The following is a 16,668-nucleotide window of genomic DNA, read 5'->3' on the forward strand; positions in this document are numbered from 1 at the left end:
GGGGTATGAAATTAAAAAAGCGAATGACATTTATAAGTGCAGCAATAGGTGTTACATCTATTGTTGTGCCATCTCTTGCTATTTTAGCAAGCAATAATAATAAAACTTTAATAAATGATTTTGATGCAGTAAATAGAAATGCTGCAACATATACAAATTACTATTCTCAAGGAAATATGGAAACAATTACAAATGTAAATGGACCAATTTTATTAAAGGACAATGGATCAAAAGTTGTTAGTATGGATTGATACGGCAACATTAATTGGGAATATAGTGTAAGCGAATTAGATACAACTGATAATTCAACTAAAATTGTTGATTGAAATTATATGGATTCACATGACTGATTGTATTTAATTACAGATAAATCTTTTATCATAAAAATTATTAGTACAACAGGGTCAATCGCAGGTAGAGCAAGTAAAACATCAAGTGGTGTTAAAGATGGATCAAATAGACTTGCAACAATTTCGTTTAATAATTCATTATATGTATGAAATTCTACACAAGAAGCACCAGATGCTGTCCAAATTGATAGAAACACATTAAAACAAATTGCAACAACTGGTGTGAAAGCAGAAGCAGGTTATTTGGTTGATATTTTACCAATAGCTGTTGGATACAATGTTGGTGTTTTCTCAAATAAAAGTGTAATAGATTCAAACCAATTTAATAATGACACAATAACTCTTAAATTTATAGATGATAATTTAAAGAAAATTAATAGTTCAACTGAAACAACTGTTAGTGGTCTTTCTAGTGCTACAACATACAAGGATTTTGCAACTTATTCATTTCAAAGAAGTAAGAATACAACTTCTCCTTTGATTATTGTAGATAAAAAAGCATATTCAGTTATATTAAATAAAACAAGTATGGCCAATTCATCAATAAGTGAAGTTACTATTGCATCAGGTCATACAAATAATAATAATTGAATAAATTCTGCATTCATGGATGAAAATGATACAGTTTATTTTAAGACATTTGGTGAAACAAAAATTTATACTATAAATTACAATAATAATTTTATAGTGCATACAGAATTGAATAGTTCAAATAACACAACTTTGCAAAATATTGTTAATAATTCTAATAATAATGTTCAAATTTTTGGTGTAGCTGAAACTGGAAAGTCACAAAATATTGAATTTGGAATGGAAAAATTATATTCACAAGACACATTATGAATTACTTCTAGTGAAAATTCATATATAACAGGTATGAGAGAAAAAAGGGTAGAGAATTCTGATTATTCTATTCTTAAACCTGGTATACAATTGAAAGCATCTTCACAATCTAAGTTTGTTGCAAATGTGCCATCAATTGTTACAGCTAATGATTTTTCTTCAACTAATGCTGATGCATTAGTTGGTAATCAAGTTACTTTTAAAGCAAATGATTTAACTGGTGAATTGATTGTTAGAGCAACTTTAACAAAAAGTGCTTGATATAGTAATCAACAAAAAACAACTTCTATTGTAAAAGCAGTATATGATTCAAAAGTAAGTGTTAAACCAAAAAAATTATCTGATTTAGTAAAATGAGCAGATGATAGACAATTTTCTACACAGTTTGGAAAATATACTCCATCTCAATTAGTGGAATCTGATTTAAACAAATGATCAGGTCTTATTACAACAACAGGAATTCAGGAGGGAAATAATTTTAAGAATGTAAGTAAAAATGTTGTAATTACTAATAGAGTTGATACAAATGGTCAAATTACATTACAAGGTGTGGTGTCTTATACAGATAGACATAATAATTTTGTAAGTTATACCTTACAAGAAAAAACTTATACAATAACTCCATCAACTGGAAATTATTCTATTAAATTTTATGGTGGGGTTGGAAATGCAACTGGTACTACACAAAATCAACCATCAAAACCAAATGATTCTATATCAATGGATAATGTTTCAAATGCTGCTGTTAAAGATATGCAAAAATATTTACCTTCAATGATTTCTTGAGATCAATTGCCATTATTTTTAGAAAAAGAAGAATCATATGTGCCAAGTCATAGAAACATGATTAGTACATATGATGATAGTGCTGGTACATTAACAATAGAATTAACTTATGGAATTATTGATGCAAATAAAATTCCAAATAAGTTTATTCAAACTTATACAGGATTTACAACTTCTTCTCAAGCAAATATTAATTGACAAGGATCAGAGGTTAAAAATAAACCAGTTAATCAAATTTTTCAAAATACTACAATTAAGGATATTACTTCAATAGGTGCATATAATGATTTAAAAAATACTGTAGCAAACCAAGTGCAAGCAAACCAACTTGGACAAATTTATGATACTAAGTTATCAAGAATGGGATATGTTCCAAAAATTTCTATTGAAAAAATGACATCACTTGATAATGAATATGGTTCATTTATTGTTACTCTTGATTATTCTGGAGATAAAACAGATCCTACAAAATTAAGATATGCATACAAGGATATGTTTGGACTTAAAGAATTTAAAATATCTCAAAGATATTCTGGTATGTTACCAATTGGGGAGTTATATGGAATAACATTAGATCCAAATAGTGCTAAGGCAAAAAGAGTTATTCAAAAATATGATGTTGATTCAGCAATATCAACAGATGATATAATTTCTGCTTTGGATATTAAAGGGTATAAATTGAATCAAGAAAATCCAAATAATAATGATAGTGTTACAATTCAAAGTTTTACTTGAGATGGAGAAAAATTTGTATTTACTGTTTTTGCTCAAAGTAAAGAATATTCAAGTGTATCAGAAACAAAGAATTTTACTTTAGATTGAGCTCCTAAATTTAAAGCAATTAGAGAACGTAACATGATTATTGCAATTGTTACTTCAATATTAGGTGTAATAATTGTTTCAACAGCAATTACTCTATATATTTTTAGACGTAATAGAATTAGAAGACTATTGAAATAATAAACTTAAAAATCTATCCTTAGTTTATAGGATAGATTTTTTTTATTAAAATTTATTTAGTAATTTTTTATTAAAACAATAGATTTATTACATTTTTTATATAAAAATGCAACTTATATAGCATTTTATAATATTTTTTAAATATATATGTGATTTAATTAATAGTTAGTATTTTATTTATTTGGTGCATAAAATAGATTTTTAAAGGAGTGCTTATGAGAGACTATAAAAGAACATTAAATATGCCTACAACTGAATTTGAAATGAAAGCCAATTTAAATGTTAAAGAGCCAAAAATCCAATCAAAATGGATATTAGATAAGATTGAAAAGAAAATTTTGGCAAAAAATAAGACTACTAAGAAAAATTATATTTTGCATGATGGGCCACCATATGCCAATGGAGACTTACATTTAGGACATTCATTAAATAAAATAATCAAGGATTTTATTATTAGATATAAATCTATGAATGGATATTACTGTAGATACATTCCAGGATGAGATACACATGGTTTACCTATTGAACAAGAATTGATAAAAAAAGGTTTAAATAAAGATCCAAATCTTACAATTACTCAAAAAAGAAAAAATTGTAAAGAATTTGCTGTGCAAAACGTTTATAACCAAAAAGATCAATTTAGAAGACTTGGAATATTGTCTGAAATGGATGAAATATACTTAACATGTGACCCAGATTATGAAGTTAGACAACTTAAAATATTTGCAAAAATGTTATCAAAAGGTCTAATATATCAAGATTTAAAACCTGTTTATTGAAGTTGATCAAGTCAAACAGCATTAGCTGATGCTGAAATTGATTATAAAGAAGTTGAATCAAATAGTATATATGTTTCATTTGTTATAACAGAAAATAATGATGTTGTTCACAAAAATGATAAATTAGTTATTTGAACAACTACACCTTGAACTTTACCTTCAAATTTAGCTGTTGCAGTTAATCCAAAAATAAGTTATTCAAGAGTTAAAGTTGATTCTTCATATTTCATTATAGCAAGTTCTTTACTAGAAAAAGTAGCTGAAAAATTAGGATGAAAAAATTATAGTGTTGTAGAAGAATTTCTAGGAAAATCTTTGGATAAATTAACTTATAAACACCCCCTTTATAGCAAAAAATGTGAAGTTATTTTAGCTGGATATGTAAGTGATAAAGATGGAACAGGTTTAGTACATAATGCACCAGGATTTGGGCATGATGACTATTTGGCTTGTAAAAAATATGGAATAAAAGTTTTTTGTCCAATTGATAAATATGGAAAATTTACTGATGAAGTTAAAGATAAAGAATTGGTAGGTTTATTCTATAATGATGCTAATCAAATTATTATTGAAAGACTAAAAAAAGATAATTCTTTATTATTGTTTGAGACTATAAAACATCAAGCTGCTCATGATTGAAGAACAAAAAAACCTATTATTTATCGTGCAACAAGACAATGATTTGTAAATATTTCTAAAATAAATGCAAATATTATGAAATCTTTAACTAAAGTTAAATCAATTGATTCAACAATTGTTACAAAAATGAAAGAAATGATTAATAATAGACAAGAATGATGTATTAGTCGTCAGCGTATTTGAGGGGTTCCAATACCAATAATTTATGATAAGGACAATAAACCCATTTTAGACTCAAAAGTTGTTAATCACATAATAGATGTTATTGATGAAGAAGGACTTAATGTTTGATATACAGAGGATGCAAAATATTTTTTGCAAAATAGTGGATACAAAGACTATAGTTCCTCTAAAAAATACATTAAAGAAACAGATATAATGGATGTTTGATTTGATTCTGGTACAAGTTATAGTGTTCTTAAAGAAAATAAATTACCTTTTCCAGCAGATTTGTATTTTGAAGGAAAAGATCAATTTAGAGGTTGATTTAATTCATCAGTAATTACAAGTGTTGCTGTAAATAATGAAGCGCCATATAAAACACTTTTGACACATGGATTTGTGCTTGATGAAAATGGTAATAAAATGTCAAAATCAGCTGGTAATGGAATTGATCCAATGACAATTTGTAAAGAACTTGGAGCAGATGTTTTAAGAATTTGAGTTGCTTCATCTGATTTTTTAGAAGATGTTAGAATTTCAAAAGAAATATTGAACCAATCAGCTGAAGTTTATAGAAGAATAAGAAATACATTATTTAAATTTATATTAGGAAATTTAAGCGATTTTGACTTAAAAAAATTTAAAGGAATTAAGTATAGTCAAGCAGATTATTATGTGCAAACGCTTTTAATGGAAACTGTAAAAGAAGTACAATCTTATTATGAAAAATTTAATTATAAAGCAGTAATAAAACTTATAAATAAAAATATTTCTGATTTATCAAGTTGATATTTTGATTATATAAAAGACATTTTGTATTGTGAAAAAAAAGACAATTCTGAAAGAATTGCAATTCAAGGTACAATGCATATTTTGTTAGATAATTATTTAAGAATGCTTGCTCCTATTATCCCCCATACTTGTGAAGAAGTTTATACTTATTTCGAAAAGAAAAATAAAGAAAAATCTGTTCATTTAGAAGACTTTCCAAATTTTAAAATTGATGTTAAAAATAGAGTCAATATGGAATTATGGAATCAATTTTTTAAAATAAAAAATGAAGTATTTTCAAAACTTGAATTTGCTAGAACAGAAAAAATTATTTCACACAATGGTGAAGCAATTGTAAATATAACATCTACTGATAAAATGCCATTTGATGATGTAACAATGGCAAGATATTTAAATGTAGCTGAATTTACTTCATCATTAAAATCAAAAGGTGAATCAAATATTAAAATCAAAAACTCTAAATTTATTAAATGTGATAGATGTTGAAATTATTATCATAAAGATAAAATGTCAAAACAAGAAAAAGAAATTTGTATAAGATGTGAAAAAGTAATTTTATAAAGAATATGCTTTTAGTGCAATATATCCATTTTCTTTTATATTATAAAAATCTATAAATCCTACTTTTGCAATTCAAATATTGAATGCTTTTTCATGGCATTTAATATTTGAATTTTTTAATACATTTCTATGAGTTTCAAGAACATTAAATCTAATATCACATACAATTATGTCAACTGCACTTTTAAACATATGTGTTGAAATATTGTTTGTTCTTTCCAATAAATAAACTCTATTATTTATTCAATTATGAATCGGCGCTAATTCATTTATGATTTGTAATTTATTTTTTATTTTAATTGTTTCTACATAAACAATTTCATTATCAATATAAAGTTTATTTTTATAAATTTTTGTAGATTTCCTAATTAAAGATAATTTACAAATATGTTCAATTTCTTTTGCTCTTTTTTTTGTTCTAAACATTTTTATTCCATTTCTAAAATAATAAATTAATAATTATTAATTAAACCCTTTAAAATAATACTATATAAAAATTATAGAGGTATTTTATGACTCCACATATAAAAGCAAAAAAAGGTGATTTTGCAAAAATTGTATTAATGCCAGGAGATCCATTAAGAGCTAAATGGATTGCAGAGAATTTTTTAGAATCATATCAATTAGTAAATGATGTTAGAGGAATGTATGCATTTACAGGAAATTACAAAGGAATAAAAATAAGTGTTATGGGGCATGGTATGGGAATTCCATCAATTGGAATTTATTCATATGAATTATTTAATTTTTTTGATGTTGAAGTGATTATAAGAATAGGTAGTGCTGGTTCTTATACAAGAGATGTAAAAGTTGGAGATTTAATTTTAACAAAATCTGCATACAGTGAATCAACTTATGCAGAATTAATTAATGTTCCAACAAATAATAGTACTTTATTACCATCATTAGAAATTAATACAGCAATTGTTGATGTTGCTAGAAACAATAATATATCAATAAAGGAATCAGTTGTTCATAGTAGTGATGTTTTTTATGGCGTTCGTACTGTTGAAGAATTAGTTAAGAAGACAAATGCTGATGTTGTAGAAATGGAGTCTTTTGCTTTATTTGCTAATGCAATTAAACTTAATAAAAAAGCTGCAACTATACTAACATGTAGTGATTCATTAGTTACTCATGAATCAATGAGTGCTGAAGATAGACAAACAAAATTTGTTAACATGGTAAAATTAGCACTTGAATCTGCATGAGAATTATCAAAAAAATATAAATAGGTTTTATATGACAGTAGTAGACTTAATAATAAAAAAAAGAGATAAACAAATTATAAGTGAAAAGGAATTTGATTTGTTTATCAAAGGAATTTTAGATAAATCAATTAAAGATTATCAAATATCAGCATTTTTAATGGCTATTTATCTAAATGGATTAAATGATGATGAAACTTATTATTTAACAAAAGCAATGACTTTTAATGGTGAAGTACTAAATTATAAAGATATAGATGGTCCAATTATTGATAAACATTCAACAGGGGGAATTGGTGATAAAGTAACATTAATATTAGCACCGTTGCTTGCTTCTTTTAATTTAAAAGTTGCAAAAATGTCAGGAAGAGGTCTTGGATATACTGGAGGTACAGTTGATAAAATCGAGTCCTTTGGTGCAAAAACAGTTTTTCCTATCAAAGAATATTTAGAAATATTAAAGAAAAATAATATTTTTATTATTGCACAAAGTGATAAAATAGCTCCAAGTGACAAAATTATTTATGCAATTAGAGATACGTCAGGAACGGTAAATAATCTTTCATTAATGGCATCATCAATAATGTCAAAAAAACTCGCAACTAATGCAGAAAGAATTTATTTAGATGTTAAAGTGGGTGATGGATCTTTTTTCAATAGTTTAGTTGATGCTAAAAAATTTAGTAAAATGTGTATAAATATAGGAAAAAGATTTAACAAAAAAGTGATTGTTCACTTAACAAACATGAATAAACCACTGGGAAGGTGCTTGGGAAACTTAATTGAAGTTAAAGAGACAATTAATTTTTTATTAGGAAATTTTGAAAGCACTCATTTAAAAGAAATTATTTATGAATTTGCATCAGATATATTAATTGATAATAAAATTGCTAATAGTAAAGATCAAGCATATAAAATGATAGATGAAAAAATATCTTCAAAAGATGCATATAAAAAATTTAAAGAATGAGCAAAATCTCAAAAAAGTACATATGATTTTGACAATATCAATGACTTATATAAGACAAAATATACCGATGTGATTGTTGCAAAAGAAGATGGATATATTGATTTTAAATCAAATAAGGAATTTGGATTAGTTCTAATTGATTTGAAAGCTGGAAGAAAAAATAAAGAAGAAAAATTAGATTTTTTGTCTGGCATTTATTTAAATAAAACTTTTAATGAATATGTTGAAAAAGGTAAACCGATTATAACTATTTATAGTTCTTTACCAATCACAAGTGATATTATCTCACGTTTAAACAATAATATAATTTATAATAAAAAGAAGTTAAAAGAAGAAAAAAATATTATAGGGGTAATTGAATAATTATGAAAGAAAATAATATGAATATGAAAGCTATTTTTAAAAAATTATTGGAACTAAAAAATAATTCATATTGTCCATATTCAAATTTTTATGTGAGTGCAATAGCTAAAGCAAATAATAAATATTATTATGGTGTTAATATTGAAAATGCAGCTTTTCCATCAGGTAATTGTGCTGAAAGAAGTGCGATTGCAACAGCAATAAGTTATGGAGAAAAAGAAATTGATACATTATATGTTTTAACAAAATCTTATAATTTTGGAATGCCATGTGGTAATTGTAGACAATTTATGAGTGAATTTATGCAAAATGATAATACAAAAATATATGTTTTCAATCCAGATGGAGATTATAGAGAATTCACGATTGCACAAATTTTATTAAATCGTTTTACAAAAAAAGAAGTTATTTAAGTTAATGAGAGGTATTTTTTATGAATGCAATTTCTAATTTATGAATTAAATCAAGTAAAATTTCAACTTTATCTAAAGAATATATTATAAAGATGAATAAAAAAGAAATTGAAGATGCCTTTAATCCAAATAAAATGAAATTTGGTACAGCAGGCATAAGACAAATAATGGGTCCAGGTACAAATAGAATGAACGCTTTTACTTATCAACAAATAAGTCATGGATATGCTCAATACATTTTGTCTAAAAATAGTGAAAATCCAAAAGTTGTTATTGGACATGATAATAGAACAAATGCTGATATGTTTTCCATTATTTGTGCAAGAGTTTTGACAAGTTTTGGTATTGAAGTTTATTTATTTAACAATAATAAATTAATTCCAACGCCAATTGTTTCTTATGCTATTAATCATTATGGTTTTGATGGTGGAATTGTTGTTACAGCCAGCCATAATCCAAAAAATTATTTGGGTTTTAAAGCATATAATGAAACTGGTGCCCAAATTCTTCCTGATGAGGCAAAAATTATTGAACAAAATATGCCTCAATCTGAGACTATTTTAAATAATGAATACAAATATAATCAAGATTTAATTCAATATCTTTCAGATTCTGTAATAAAAGATTATTTTATAGATGCACGTAGTTGTCTAATTCACACAGACATTTCAAAAAGAAAAGAATACCCTATTGTGTTTACAGCTCATCATGGTACAGCATCACAATTAATGCCACAATTTTTAAGTTCATTAGGATATTTAAATGTTGTGAGTGTTAAACAACAATGTGTACCTGATGCAAATTTTACTTTTTCAAAATGTTCTAATCCAGAAGACCCAAGTTCTTTTGAATTATCTGAAAAATATGCGTTTAGAGTTGGAGCAGATATTATGTTAGGAGTTGATCCTGATGCTGATAGATTAGCTGTTGCTATAAAACATAATGGAGCATGAAGATACTTAACTGGTAATGAAATGGGAATAATATTTGCACATTATGTATTAACAAATAAAGATTTTCAAAAGAAACCATATATAGTATCAACATATGTCTCAACTTATTTAATTGATTCAATTGCTAGAACTCATAATGCATTAATAAATAGAGTGGGGACAGGATTTAAATGACATGGAAATTTAATTAATGAAAAAATTAATACTGGTGAGTTAGTAGTTGCTTTTGAAGAAGCTATTGGTTCTTTAAATTCAACAATAAATAGAGATAAAGATAGTTTTCAAGCAGCAGCACTTGCTTTAGAAATATATGATTTATATAAAGAAAAATCAATGACATTAGTTGATTTATTAGAAAAAGAAATATATCCAAAATATGGATATTGAGCTGGTGGAACAATTTCTTATACATTTCAATCAATGAATTGACAAAATGACATGGATGAAAAATTAAGCCAATTAGCAAGTATTAAAAATCCTGAAGTAGGTGGAATAAAGGTTTTAAGTAATAGATGAAATTCTGAAGCAGAGGCTTTGGAATGAAATATGGAAAGCGGAATGTGAATTAAATTTAGAAAATCAGGAACTGAGCCTAAATTTAAAATTTATTATAATGTTTATGGCAATGATTTAGAAGAAGCACAATCTACATATGAAATTTTTAAAAAAGAAATAAGTAATTTAATGAGAATGTAGTTAATAAAATTATTTATCTATTAAATTTTTGTTATAATTAACCTTGTATAAAGAAAGTAGTTAATAGTAACTCACCTGATTTCAATAAATAATTATTTGAGATAGGTTAATGCTTAATAATCAAACAAATTTAAGTTGTTTATTATCTATTGATATGCTTTTTTATGCAGCACATAAAGAAGCATATTTTCTTTGTACAAAATATTTTAAGGAAGTTTATGAAAAATAAATTTGTATTAAATGAAGACATTAGAGAAAAAACATTGTTAGTTATTGATGAAAACGGAAATAAACTTGGTGAAATGTCTAAACAAGAGGCTCTAGAATTAGCAAGACAACATTCAAAAGATCTTGTATTGTTTTCATCTGGTGATAAACCAACAGCTAAAATAATTGATTTTGGTAAATTTGTATATGACCAAAAGAAAAAATCTAAGGAAAACAAAAAGACTCAAGTGCAAACAAAAAATAAAGAAATTAAAGTTAAACCTCAAATAGGATTGCATGATTTAATGGTTAGAGTTGATAATGCAAAAAAGTGACTTGAGAGTGGTTATAGAATTAGATTTGTTGTTTTAGCATATGGAAGAATTGGAACAAAGATTGATCAAATAGAAGAAGTTTACAATAAGTTTATTTCTTTACTAGAAGATAAAGCAGTTGTTCAATCTCCATTGAAAAAAGTTAGCAATGTTCAATATGAATCTTTTTTAATTGCCAATAAAGGTAAAAAATAGGAGCGTTTTATGAAGGTTAAACAAAAAACAAAAAAATCTGTTTCTAAAAGAATGAGTAGAACAAACAGTGGTGAGATAAAAAGAAAACATGCATACAGATCTCATTTAGCACATAATAAAACTACTAAACAAAAACGTCATTCAAGAAAAGACACTTTAGTGAGTAGTGCAGATAAAAAAAGATATGATCAATTACTTTAATATATTAGGAGTTAACAATGAGAACTACATCAGGATCAACTACAAGACAACGTAGAAAGAGATGATTAAAAAAAGCTGAAGGAACTTGAGGTGTTAATCATAGCTCTTATAGAAATGCAAAGCAAACTGTAATAAAAGCTAGTCAATATGCTTATAGAGATAGAAAAAACAAAAAAAGAGATTTTAGAAAATTATGAATTAATAGAATTAATGTTTCAGTAAGAGCATTAGGATATACATATTCAAGTTTTATGGCTCAACTAAAATCTAAAAAAATTGAAATTAATAGAAAAATGCTTTCTGAATTAGCAATTCATCATCCAGAAGAATTTAAAAAACTTGTTCATTCTGTAATGTTAAATAAATAGGAGAAATAAATTAGTATTAATTACTAATTTATTTTTTTGTACTAAAAATTGACTTATTCTCTGATTTAAAATATCATTAATATAGTCTATGTCTATTAATAAATAAGGATAAAAAATGAAATCTTTGGTAAAAACAATATTAATTGAATGCTGTTTATCAGTTTTGTTAATTGCTTGATTAATAATTCTTTTAATTAGTTTAAATAAGATTCCTGTATCAGGATTTGAAACAATTCAAAATTTATTTGTAAATACTCCTGATAATACTAAACAATATGGAGCAGTGGCATTGTTTGGCGGTGTGGGATTAGCAATATTTTATTCAATGCTTATGGTCTTTCTTTACTTTATAAGAACTCCAAGAAAATTAATGTACACATTAAATATAGCCTTTTACTCTTTGTCATTTTCAGGTGTTGTGGTTGGACTATTATTAATTTTCTTGAATTTTTAATTTTTTGGTTTAGCATTATACTACTAAATGATTTTTCATTTAGTAGTATTTTATACAAATAATATAATAAAAGTACTTTAAAAATTGAACTGAGGATAATAATGAAATTTATATTTAAATTAATTTTCACACTATTCTTCTTAGCATTAGCAATCTTATGGATTCTATATACTATCAGTTTCTTTGGTATATATCATGGAGGATGGGAATGAGTACAAAGAATTCCTGGAGTGTCATGATTGAACAATCAAATTGAAAAATGAATTAATAGTGTTCCAACCGATGAAAAAGTTAGAGTAATCGGTTTACAACTGTTTTTAGCAGGTGGTGCTATTTTATTGGCATATACTGCATTATATTTCCCACTTAAGAAAATTCCATTTTTTGGACAATTAATCAAATTTTTAACTTGTATTATTCCAACAATTTCAGCACTTGCTTTAATTATTGGTGCAGTGTTATTATTTGGTGATCTTAATTGACTTCCAGGAGGATGATCTTCATCATCTCAAGGAGATCAAGGGAATGCTAACCAACAAGCTTTAATGGCTTTTAAATTAATGTTGGCTTAGCAACATACAATAAAGTAGCATAATAACTATGCTACTTTTTTATTTACTTTTGTATATACTACATATGTGTAGTAAAATTAATAGGCATAAAAATTATTTTTGAAATTTTAATTAAAATAGAGGTTTTATGGTTTTAGCAGTTGATGTAATGGGTTTTGAAAATCCAATTGATGAAGCAATAAAAGCATGCAGAGACTTTGTTAGAAAAAATAAAGATGTAACTATAATTTTGGTTGGAAAAAAAGAATCGATAATAAAGCATTTAAAAAAAAATGATGAATTTGAGATTCTTGATGCAAAAGATGAAATTAAAATGGATGATAATCCTTTATTTATAAGAAATAAAAAAGAATCATCAATGTATAAAGCAGTTGAATTGGTTGCTAATGACAAAGCTGATGGTGTTTTATCTGCAGGCAATACTTCATGTTATGTTGCTATTACTTATATGTTACTAAAAAGATTTAATAAAATTTCAAAAGTTGCTTTTATGCCTTGAATTCCTACTCGTTATAAAAAGGGATTCAATATGCTTGATTGTGGTGCAAATAAAATTGTTAATCAAAATGATCTTGTAGATTTTGCTATTATGGCTGACTTGTATAATAAAAAAGTTAGAAAGATTAAAAATCCAAAAATAGGTTTAATAAATTTAGGAACAGAAGATCAAAAAGGATTAGATTATTTAATTGAAGCAAATAAAATTTTAAAGAATACTAAGGAAATAAATTATGTTGGTTTTATTGAACCAAGATATTTATTAGAAGAAATTGTAGATGTTGCAATTGCAGATGGATTTACAGGAAATATAACTTTAAAAACTTTAGAAGGTACAGCAAAATCAATTAGTAATGCATTAAAAGATGAGTTTAAAAAACCATGAAATTTTTTAGGTTTTGTTTTATCTATGTGTGCTTTATTATCTTTGAAAAAGAAATTTGATTATAAAAATAATGCAGGAGCATTTGTTGTAGGTTTACAAAAGATTGCATTAAAAACACATGGTAGTGCTGATTATAAACAATTTTATAGTTCTTTAAGAATGTTAAGAGACACTGTTAAATCAAACATAATAAATGATTTCAAGGAGAAATTTAACTAGTATGAATTTAGGAAATTATCAATGACAAAAAATTCTTACTTTACTAAAAAAATTAAATATAAATGCTAATAATAAAAGTTTATATGTAGAAGCAATGACACATAATTCATATAATAATGAACATAAATTGGGCTTTACTTATCAAAGACTTGAATTTCTTGGAGATGTTATTATTTCTAAAATAGTATCTTGTTATTTATTTTATTTAAAATTTGATGAAAAAAGTATGACAGAAATAAGAAAAGCAATTGTAAATGGAATAACACTAAAAAGAGCAAGTGATGAATTAAGTTTAATTGATCATGCTTTTTTAGGCAGAGGTGTTAATGCTTTAACTGAAACAAATAAAATTAGAGAAGATTTATTTGAATCACTAATGGGTGCAATATATTTGGACCAAGGTGAATCAAAAGTTTATGAAATTTTAAAGAATACTATTATTAAGTATTACAACAACAATGATTTACAGGATACTTTTGATTACAAAACAAAAATTCAAGAATTATTACAAAAAAATATGTCTAGTACAAAATCAAAAGGCAAAATACATTACACTAAAGAAGATGATGGTAATGGCAATTTTAAATCAACCTTATATTTTGGTGATATAAAATATGGAACAGGTTTTGGTTCAACAAGAAAAAAAGCCGAAAATGAAGCAGCTAGGATTGCATATGAAAAATTCGTTAAACCAAATATCAATGAATAATTTATGTTTAAATTTAAATAAATATTTATTGTTATTAATAAACTACATTTATTTTTGAATGATTGTTTATATAAATGTTAAGTGTGATAGAATTTATTAGTTATAAAATTCATTTTGGTAAGTTATTATGTCAAAAAAAGCAGAAAAAAAAGCAAAAGATAAAGATGAAATAAAAAAAGCGTCATTGGATGATAATAAAGTAGATGATGTAAATAATGAACAATCATTAAATAAAAAAGATGATTTAAAAAATGCTAATGATTTGCAAGATGACAAATTAAAAATAAACATTAATTTATCAAAAGAAGATATAAGTGATTCTGATGATGAAGTAAAAACCTTATCATTAGATGAAACTAAAGATATAAAAGAAGAACAAATTGTAGAAGAAAAAAAAGTTGAAACTAAAAACACTAATGAAGAATTAACTGAAAAAGAAAAACAAGAAATTGATGAATTAAAAGCAAAATTAAAAGAAATTGATTTATCAACACTTGAAAAACAAGAAGACAAGCAAGAAGCATCAAAATCATCTGTGGAAACTAAAGAAAATACATCAGTTGAGGATGGAGAAATTACTTTACAAGCAATTAGTTCTACTGATGTTGAATTAAAAAGAAAAATTGCTCAAATTAAATCAGAGTTAAAATCCGATTTATCTTATAGAGAAAGATTCAAAAATTTATTTAAATCTAAAAAGCAAAAGCAGTTAGAAAAAGAATTAATTGAAAAAAAGGCTATAAAATTAAGTAAATCTAAAAAAGAAGTAAAATATGTTTTAACAAGTTTTAAATCTACAATTGGTTTGTTCTCAATTTTTTATAGTAGAAATGATATGCCATGAAGAATTGGTATAGCTTGTATTGTCGGTTTAATTATGAGTTTAGTATCAGTTATATTTGTTCAAAATACAGGTGTTGTAATAACTGGTATGTCAGGTATTTTTCAGGGAATTGCTAGAATTTCAAGAGTGTTATTAATTAAAAATGGTATAGGTGATAGTATTAATCATTCAACCATAAACATGATTTATAACTTAATGTTTTATGGAATGTATTTATTAGTAAATATTCCTTTAATTATTTTTTCATATAAAAAAATAGGTAAAAATTTTACAATAATTTCAACAATTCCTGTTGTTATATCCAATGTTATCCCTTTATTGATAAATTTGATTCCTAATGTAAATGAATTGTTTATATTTGGAGATACTAGACCAACTGAATTATCAATTATTCAACAAGTTCAAAATGGAGTACCAATATTGGTTGAAAAACATACAGAATTATATAATAATGGTGTTAGTATATTAACATTTATTTTTAAAGAAACTAATTCAACACTTGTTACAGATGCTCCAAAATTTATACCAATGGTTTTATACACTCTTGGAGCTGGACTTATAAATGGATTTGCTTTTTCAATGATTATAGCTGTAGGAGGAAGCACAGGAGGTTTAGATTTTATATCTTTTTATTTTGCATATAAAAAGAACAAATCACTAGGTCCTGTATTATTAGCATTTAATGTTGCTTCAGTATTTATAACAACAATGTTAGGATCTTATATCTCAGCTGTTGTAGTTAATCCACAAGCATATTCAGGATATGAATATTTCTTTTCACAGAATTTATTTACAGGAATTATTTATGCAATAACTTTATCTACAATGATTGGGAATTTATTTCCTAAAGATAAAGTTGTTAAAATTACTATTTATAGTTCAAAAGTTTATAAAATTAGAAATCATTTATATTCAAAAAATTTTAATCACTCATTAACAATCAATAACACAACAGGTGGATATAGTTTAACTGAGCAAAAAAATATTGAAATAATTTGTATGTTTATTGAAGTGCCAAAAATTCTTCAAGAAATTAAATCTTGTGATGCAAGTGGTTTAATTACAATTACACGTATAAAAGGTATTGATGGTAAACTTACAATTGCAAGTTCAATTAATTAATATAATATGAGAAATAAAAAATGTTTCTCATATTTTTTTATAAATTAAAAATTAATAAAAATATTGAATAAAAAATATTAGAAT

General features: G+C 25.2%; 15 protein-coding genes. 14 read left to right on the top strand and 1 reads right to left on the bottom strand.

Annotated elements, in window-relative coordinates; genetic code table 4:
- The first annotated feature begins 5 nt into the window (after positions 1-5).
- Both ACLFO7_RS00700 and ileS read left to right on the top strand, forming a co-directional pair.
- On the top strand, positions 6-2,939 hold the full coding sequence (locus ACLFO7_RS00700) for an EGFR-like transmembrane domain-containing protein (protein ID WP_412032433.1): 2,934 nt from the start codon (positions 6-8) through the stop codon (positions 2,937-2,939).
- A 215-nt stretch (positions 2,940-3,154) separates the two neighbouring features.
- Positions 3,155-5,872, top strand: coding sequence for an isoleucine--tRNA ligase (gene ileS / locus ACLFO7_RS00705; RefSeq protein ID WP_412032434.1), 2,718 nt, complete (start codon positions 3,155-3,157; stop codon positions 5,870-5,872).
- Here ileS and ACLFO7_RS00710 read toward each other — a convergent pair.
- Positions 5,867-6,298, bottom strand: a complete 432-nt coding sequence (locus ACLFO7_RS00710; RefSeq protein WP_412032435.1) for a hypothetical protein — start codon at positions 6,296-6,298, stop codon at positions 5,867-5,869. The two genes, ileS and ACLFO7_RS00710, sit on opposite strands and share 6 nt — an antisense overlap.
- A gap of 86 nt (positions 6,299-6,384) precedes the next feature.
- Here ACLFO7_RS00710 and deoD point away from each other — a divergent pair, with 86 nt between their 5' ends.
- The 12 genes from deoD to ACLFO7_RS00770 all read left to right on the top strand — a co-directional run bounded on the left by deoD (position 6,385) and on the right by ACLFO7_RS00770 (position 16,584).
- Positions 6,385-7,107, top strand: a complete 723-nt coding sequence (gene deoD / locus ACLFO7_RS00715; RefSeq protein ID WP_412032436.1) for a purine-nucleoside phosphorylase — start codon at positions 6,385-6,387, stop codon at positions 7,105-7,107.
- 7 nt (positions 7,108-7,114) lie between these two features.
- The gene (locus ACLFO7_RS00720; RefSeq protein WP_412032437.1) at positions 7,115-8,413 is read left to right on the top strand and encodes a thymidine phosphorylase; all 1,299 of its coding nucleotides are present in this window, start codon (positions 7,115-7,117) and stop codon (positions 8,411-8,413) included.
- A gap of 2 nt (positions 8,414-8,415) precedes the next feature.
- The gene (cdd, locus tag ACLFO7_RS00725) at positions 8,416-8,826 is read left to right on the top strand and encodes a cytidine deaminase (protein ID WP_412032438.1); all 411 of its coding nucleotides are present in this window, start codon (positions 8,416-8,418) and stop codon (positions 8,824-8,826) included.
- 20 nt (positions 8,827-8,846) lie between these two features.
- Positions 8,847-10,475: a phospho-sugar mutase gene (locus tag ACLFO7_RS00730; RefSeq protein ID WP_412032439.1), complete on the top strand. Its 1,629-nt coding sequence runs from the start codon at positions 8,847-8,849 to the stop codon at positions 10,473-10,475.
- Between the two features lie 218 nt (positions 10,476-10,693).
- Positions 10,694-11,212 (top strand): translation initiation factor IF-3, encoded by a 519-nt coding sequence (gene infC, locus ACLFO7_RS00735; RefSeq protein WP_412032440.1) that lies wholly within the window; start codon positions 10,694-10,696, stop codon positions 11,210-11,212.
- 9 nt (positions 11,213-11,221) lie between these two features.
- The gene (gene rpmI, locus ACLFO7_RS00740) at positions 11,222-11,413 is read left to right on the top strand and encodes a 50S ribosomal protein L35 (RefSeq protein WP_412032441.1); all 192 of its coding nucleotides are present in this window, start codon (positions 11,222-11,224) and stop codon (positions 11,411-11,413) included.
- Positions 11,414-11,430: 17 nt separating this feature from the next.
- The gene (rplT, locus tag ACLFO7_RS00745) at positions 11,431-11,781 is read left to right on the top strand and encodes a 50S ribosomal protein L20 (RefSeq protein WP_412032442.1); all 351 of its coding nucleotides are present in this window, start codon (positions 11,431-11,433) and stop codon (positions 11,779-11,781) included.
- Positions 11,782-11,896: 115 nt separating this feature from the next.
- Complete coding sequence (locus ACLFO7_RS00750; protein ID WP_412032443.1) at positions 11,897-12,235, top strand: hypothetical protein; 339 nt, start codon at positions 11,897-11,899, stop codon at positions 12,233-12,235.
- A gap of 239 nt (positions 12,236-12,474) precedes the next feature.
- The gene (locus ACLFO7_RS00755) at positions 12,475-12,807 is read left to right on the top strand and encodes a hypothetical protein (protein ID WP_412032444.1); all 333 of its coding nucleotides are present in this window, start codon (positions 12,475-12,477) and stop codon (positions 12,805-12,807) included.
- Positions 12,808-12,934: 127 nt separating this feature from the next.
- Positions 12,935-13,909, top strand: a complete 975-nt coding sequence (gene plsX / locus ACLFO7_RS00760) for a phosphate acyltransferase PlsX (protein WP_412032445.1) — start codon at positions 12,935-12,937, stop codon at positions 13,907-13,909.
- 1 nt (position 13,910) lies between these two features.
- Complete coding sequence (rnc, locus tag ACLFO7_RS00765; protein WP_412032446.1) at positions 13,911-14,618, top strand: ribonuclease III; 708 nt, start codon at positions 13,911-13,913, stop codon at positions 14,616-14,618.
- A 127-nt stretch (positions 14,619-14,745) separates the two neighbouring features.
- On the top strand, positions 14,746-16,584 hold the full coding sequence (locus ACLFO7_RS00770) for a YitT family protein (protein ID WP_412032447.1): 1,839 nt from the start codon (positions 14,746-14,748) through the stop codon (positions 16,582-16,584).
- The last annotated feature ends 84 nt before the right edge of the window (positions 16,585-16,668 follow it).

It is taken from the genome of Malacoplasma muris, assembly GCF_046774425.1.
Lineage (GTDB): Bacteria > Bacillota_I > Bacilli_A > Mycoplasmatales > Mycoplasmoidaceae > Malacoplasma > Malacoplasma muris.